Annotated in this window: 6 protein-coding genes; all 6 read left to right on the forward strand. The window is 65.0% G+C overall.

The features are described from left to right. Positions 1–3 precede the first annotated feature (3 nt). Positions 4–1,332 (forward strand): MFS transporter, encoded by a 1,329-nt coding sequence (locus tag CCK91_RS12490; protein ID WP_086474284.1) that lies wholly within the window; start codon positions 4–6, stop codon positions 1,330–1,332. A 5-nt stretch (positions 1,333–1,337) separates the two neighbouring features. Further along, positions 1,338–2,474 carry a serine hydrolase domain-containing protein gene (locus CCK91_RS12495; protein ID WP_165767050.1) on the forward strand — a complete coding sequence of 379 codons (1,137 nt, stop codon included), beginning with the start codon at positions 1,338–1,340 and terminating at the stop codon, positions 2,472–2,474. A 28-nt stretch (positions 2,475–2,502) separates the two neighbouring features. Next, positions 2,503–3,516, forward strand: coding sequence for an alpha/beta hydrolase (locus tag CCK91_RS12500; protein ID WP_086474286.1), 1,014 nt, complete (start codon positions 2,503–2,505; stop codon positions 3,514–3,516). Between the two features lie 116 nt (positions 3,517–3,632). Then, entirely contained in the window at positions 3,633–4,625 is a 993-nt protein-coding gene (gene iolC, locus CCK91_RS12505; protein ID WP_086474287.1) for a 5-dehydro-2-deoxygluconokinase, read from the forward strand. Further along, on the forward strand, positions 4,622–5,542 hold the full coding sequence (locus CCK91_RS12510) for a Cgl0159 family (beta/alpha)8-fold protein (protein WP_086474288.1): 921 nt from the start codon (positions 4,622–4,624) through the stop codon (positions 5,540–5,542). The genes iolC and CCK91_RS12510 overlap by 4 nt, the downstream gene beginning before the upstream one ends. Positions 5,543–5,587: 45 nt before the next feature. After that, positions 5,588–6,012, forward strand: a 425-nt coding sequence (locus CCK91_RS12515) for an aldehyde dehydrogenase family protein (protein ID WP_119863560.1), incomplete at its 3' end; no start/stop codon positions are given.

Consider the following 6,012-nt stretch of genomic DNA (forward strand, 5'->3'; position numbering starts at 1 on the left):
TTCATGAACTCTCCTGGCGCACGCGGTTCGAACACGACGTCCATCGGGACGATCCAACGGGTCGGCGTCTACAAGCACCCCTGGCGCGTGGCGATCATCGCCGGACTCGCATCGTTCGTCGATGGAGCCGCCCTCACCGTCAATGGCATCGCGCTCGTGATCTATCAGCAGACGATCGGATTGTCCGCGAACGAGGTGGGCCTCCTGTCCGCCGTCGTCGCTGCGGGTCTGGCCATCGGAGCGCTGGTCGGCGGACGACTCGGCGATCTCTACGGGCGCCGCACCGTGTTCATCGTCACCATGCTGATGATCGCTATCGGAGCGCTTGCACCGACGTTCTCTACGAACTTCTGGGTCCTTCTTGGTGGATTGACGTTGGTCGGCCTCGGTGTGGGTGCAGACCTGCCGGTTTCGCTGGCCACAATCGCTGAAGCGGCCAAGGACAGCAACCGAGGCAAGATGTTGGTGTTCACCCAGGTGATGTGGAACGCTGCATCCTTGACAACGGTGATCCTCACCACAGCCACGAGCGGCCTGGGTCGCCTCAGCGGGCAGATCTTGTACGGGATGATCGTCGCCGTCGCGGTGATCGGACTGGTCCTGCGGCTGACCGTCCCGGAGTCTCCATTGTGGCTTCAAGCCCGCGAAGATCGCCGGAACGGAGTCCCCACAGTCGACGCAGACAAAGGCCGCATCCGTGATCTGTTTCAAACCCCGTACCGTCGACCGTTCATCGTGCTTTCTTCGTACTATGCGCTCGCCCTTTCGGGAAGCACCATCGTCGGTGGATTCACGGTCTACGTCGGAGTCAACATCGTCGGGCTAGAGGTTTCAGATATCGTTCCGTACTCGCTAGTGCTGTTCCCTCTGGCGTTTGTCGCGTTGTTCCTGTTCATGAAATACGTCGACACCCGATTCCGGATTCCGTTGCTACTCATCGGCGGCACTGTCCTCGTGGCCGGCCTGTTGATACCGGTGGTTTTCGGTTTCTCCCTCGTCACACTGCTTGCGGCGCTGCTGATCTGCAGCCTCGGTGCGACCAGCGCAGGAGAACCCCTCGCTCGGGTCTGGTCCAACGAGGCCTTCCCCACCATGCTGCGCTCCACCGCCCAGGGCTTCGTGTTCACTTTCGGACGGCTGCTCAACGCAGGTGTGACGGCGCTCATCCCTGCCCTTATCGCGTTCAATCCGTCCGTCGCCTACGTGGCTTCTGCGGCAGCGGCAGCGCTCGGGGTTCTGATCGGATGGGTCGGGTTCCGGAAGGGTCGGATCGCGAACACGTTCGAGCGCGATCAGCTCGTCGCTCCCGATGCAGCAACCCCGGTCGCGTGACTCTCGTGAGCGCTGCTCAGACCGTCAGCGGGCACGTAGCCCCTGGATTCGGCCGGATCGCCGACGCATTCGCACTCAATTTCCGCGACCGCGGCGACCGCGGTGCCGCCTGTTCGATCATCATCGAAGGAACGACGGTTGTCGATATCTTCGGGGGCGAGGCTCGGAGCGGCGTCCCGTGGACCGCTCACACCCGCAGTGCCGTGTTCTCGGTGAGCAAGGGTGTCACCGCGATCAGCCTGGTGATGGCGGCCGATCAAGGTTTGCTCGATTTGGATCAGCCGGTTGCCACCTACTGGCCGGAGTTCGCCGCGCACGGGAAGGACCGAATCACCATCCGGGCAGCGCTTGCGCACCGCTGCGGAGTTCCGTCGTTCTCACAACCGTGGGACGCTGCAGCGCTCAGCGATTGGTACCCGGTGGTTGCCGACCTCGCAGCTCAGCAGCCGCTTTGGGAACCTGGAGCTGCCTTCCTCTACCACCCCGTCTCCGTAGGCTTTATCGCAGGCGAGGTCTTGCGCCGAGCTACCGGAAAGCGGCCCAGTGAGTGGTTGGCCGAGTACGTCACGGGCCCGTATGGGTTGCAGATGTCCTACGGAGCACCGGTGAGCGACCCGGACCTCGCCCTGCAATTGGAGCCGGAGGGGATTGGAGGGGGCATCCCACTGTCTGCTGAGGACGCTGCGCTGGCGGCTCGGATGGTCCTGATGGACGGCGCCTACGCGCCGGACTTGTTCACGGCAGCGAACTTGCCAGGATTCCTGGGGCCCGAGAGCCCTGCCGCGAATATCGTGACCGGCGCGGCCGATCTTGCCGCGCTCTACGGTGCGACGGTGTATGCGACAGATGGCCCCCGCCTGCTGAGTGACGATGCCATCGCTCACGCCATCGAACCAATCTCCTACGGCAAGCCATTGATCGGAGCGGACAGAGGTGATGTCTGGGGAACAGGATTCATGCTGCACTCTGCGCGTCGCAGCATGGCGGGTCCCGGAAGCTTCGGGCACGACGGCGCCGGCGGGCAGCTCGCGTTCGCGCAGCCCTCACTCGGCCTTGGCTTCGGCTACCAGACCATCCAGCCCGGTGGTGACGACGACATACGAGCCGAGGCGCTCTGCGTCGCCCTCCGCGAATCTCTCTAGTACCGCCTCGAAACCCGAAGGAGATCCGATGCCTCTGGAACCGATCCTCGCAGCGTTCGTGCCAGCTCCAACGCTGCCGGATGACCTCGATGTCCCCGTCCTTCGCGTTCGTGAGGAGTCGAACGCGGACACCATGGTCGAACAAGTCGCCGAACGTGGCCCCGACGTCGCCCAGAAGCGCATCGTTTACGTTCCCGTCGCCGGTGGGACCATCGCCCTGGCGATCTACCGTCCCGCTCTGGACGAGACGTTGCCTGTGCACATCTACTTCCACGGCGGCGGATGGGTCGCAGGGAGCGGATTGAGCCCATTCACGGACATCGTTGCGCGGGAACGCTGCGTCGGCGCACACTGTGTCACCGTCGCAGTGGACTATCGGAAAGCGCCAGAGCATCCGCATCCCATTCCGTTGGACGATTGCCAAGGAGCTCTGCAGTGGGTAGTCGACCATGCGGCGGAGATCGGAGTGGACCCGTCCATCATCACGGTCGGCGGCGCATCGGCCGGCGCCAATCTTGCGGCCGCGCTATGTCTGAAGAATCGTGACGAGAGCGGTCCCGCGATCACGTTCCAACTGCTCGAGGTGCCGGCATTGGACCTCACCCTGAGCCTGCCGTCCCACGCAGATACAGAACTCGGTTCCATGTACGCGCTCCACCGTTCGGATGTGGAAAGACTCCTGCCGTTGTATCTCGGCGAGAACGGAGACCCTCGACACCCGCACGTTTCGCCCTTGTTCGCCGGAAATCACGCGGGGCTTCCGCCCGCCTACCTGATGCCGGCCGAATACGACCTCCTCCGCGATGACGCAACTGCCTACGCCGAGAAGTTAAACGAGGCCGGAGTCCCGGCCATACTCTCTCTCCAGCGCGGGCACATCCACATCTCGGGTGGGCTCACGAAAATCCTGCCTGCAGCCCGGGCCTGGCGAGACGAGGCACTTGCTGTTCTCCGCGCTGTCCACAGTGGTCACCTTCGCGACCTGGTCTCCGGCTCTGCATTCCGTCGTCTGGCCGCAGCGACGTCGACGGACCAGGAATGAATCCCATGGTCACCCGTGAGCCGCAGCGGCTAGCAGCCGTAGGAATCTGAGACGACTCCCTCCCCGCAGACGCGTGAACCGACGGCATCACCTCACAGAAAGTTGTACACGCACCAATGACCGCTCCATCAGCCACCACGTACGACGTCGTCACCATGGGACGCGTCGGCGTCGACATCTACCCGTTGCAGGACGGCATCGGGCTCGAGGACGTCGACACCTTCGGCAAGTACCTCGGAGGAAGCGCCGCTAACGTCGCCGTCGCGGCCGCACAGCACGGGCACCCGACGGCGCTCATCAGCCGGACGGGCAACGACCCCTTCGGTCGATACGTCCACCGCGAGCTCGGACGTCTCGGCGTCGCCGAGGAGTTCGTCGGCTGGGAGGCCGAGCTGCAGACGCCGGTCACCTTCTGCGAGATCTTCCCGCCGGACGACTTCCCGCTGTACTTCTACCGCAAGCCGAAGGCACCCGATCTGACGATCACGTCGAAGTCGCTCGACCTCGACGCGATCTACCGCGCCAAGGTGTTCTGGGCGACGGTCACGGGGCTCAGCGAAGAACCGAGCCGCTCGGCCCACTTCACCGCCTGGGAAGCCCGCGCCCGCCGGCCGCTGACGATCCTCGACCTCGACTACCGTCCGATGTTCTGGAACTCGGCCAGGCAGGCCTCCGCCCAGGTCGGGCGAGCGCTCGAACACGTCACGGTCGCGGTCGGCAACCGTGAGGAATGCGAGGTGGCTGTCGGCGAGACGGATCCACACCGCGCTGCGGACGCCTTGCTGGAACGCGGCGTCGAACTCGCCATCGTCAAACAGGGTCCGAAGGGGGTCCTCGCCAAGACGCGCGATGAGACCGTCGAAATCCCGCCGTACTTTGTGGACGTCGTGAACGGACTCGGCGCGGGGGACAGTTTCGGCGGCGCCCTCTGTCATGGCCTCATCGAAGGGTGGGGTCTCGAGAAGATCCTGCGGTTCGCGAACATCGCCGGGGCCATCGTCGCTTCGCGGCGTGAGTGCTCGACGGCCATGCCGAACTCCGCCGAGGTCCTCGAGATCCTCGACAGCATCAGCACCGTCGGTGCGGCAGAACTCGGAGGTGCCCGATGACCATCGTGAACAACACCAGGACATCACGCTTCCTCCGCGAAAGTGAGTTCGAGCGCCTGCGCGAGGTCCGCGCATCCGACGCGGCCGCCATCGCCCGCGCCCATGCCGGCCGGCGTCGGCGCGAGCTCATCCGCGGTGATGGCCGACTCTTCATCGTTGCTGCTGACCACCCGGCTCGCGGAGCCCTCGGCGTGCGCGACGAGTCGATGGCGATGGCCGACCGGTACGAGCTCCTGGACCGCCTCGCGCTCGCGCTCTCGCGTCCTGGTGTCGACGGCGTGCTCGGCACCCCGGACATCATCGACGACCTCGCCCTGCTCGGTCTGCTCGACGACAAGGTCGTGGTCGGATCGATGAACCGCGGTGGATTGCGTGGTGCTGCCTTCGAGATGGACGATCGTTTCACCGGCTACGACGTCCCCGGTATCGTCCGTGACGGACTCGACTTCGCCAAGACACTCCTGCGGGTGAACCTCGCGGACGCCGGTTCGGTCGCGACGATCGAAGCGAACGCCCGTGCCGTCGACGATGCCGTCGCCGCGCGTGTGCCGATCATGCTCGAGCCCTTCATGAGCGAGTGGCGTGACGGTCGGATCGTGAACGATCTCTCTCCGGAGGCGGTCATCACGTCGATCGCGATCGCCTCGGGCCTCGGGAGCAGCTCCGCCTACACCTGGATGAAGCTGCCGGTCGTCGACGACATGGAGCGAGTCATGGCCGCCACGACCATGCCCACGTTGCTGCTCGGCGGTGAACCGAGTGGCGACCAGGACGAGGCCTACGCGGGCTGGGAACGAGCCCTCGCCCTGCCGGGAGTGCGCGGCCTTGTCGTCGGTCGCACCCTCATCTACCCGCACGACGGCGACGTGGCTGCAGCGGTCGACACTGCCGCAGCCCTCGTCCACAACGACCTCTGACCTGCACGACTTCGCAGTTCCCCCACAGATTGGAACCCACCGCACATGAGTACCGACTCCACGCTCCCGGTCATCCCGCACTGGATCGACGGCGCTGAAGCCCCCTCCACCTCCGGTCGCACCGCCCCCGTCTACGACCCCGCACTCGGTGTCGCGACGAAGCACGTCGCGCTCGCCGATCAGGACGAGATCGCAGCAGCTGTCGCATCGGCTGCGAAGGCGTTCCCGGCTTGGCGTGACTTGTCGCTGGCGAAGCGTCAGCAGATCGTGTTCAAGTTCCGTGAACTCCTGGAGGCGAAGAAGGGCGAGCTGGCGGAGATCATCACCGAAGAGCACGGCAAGGTCGTCTCCGACGCGCTGGGCGAGATCACGCGCGGGCAGGAGGTCGTGGAGTTCGCGACCGGTCTCGCGCACCACCTGAAGGGCGAGTTCTCCGAGCAGGTCTCCACCGGTGTCGACGTGTACTCCAC

This window comes from Plantibacter elymi (nom. nud.) (assembly GCF_900177795.1).
GTDB classification, from domain to species: Bacteria; Actinomycetota; Actinomycetes; order Actinomycetales; family Microbacteriaceae; genus Plantibacter; species Plantibacter elymi.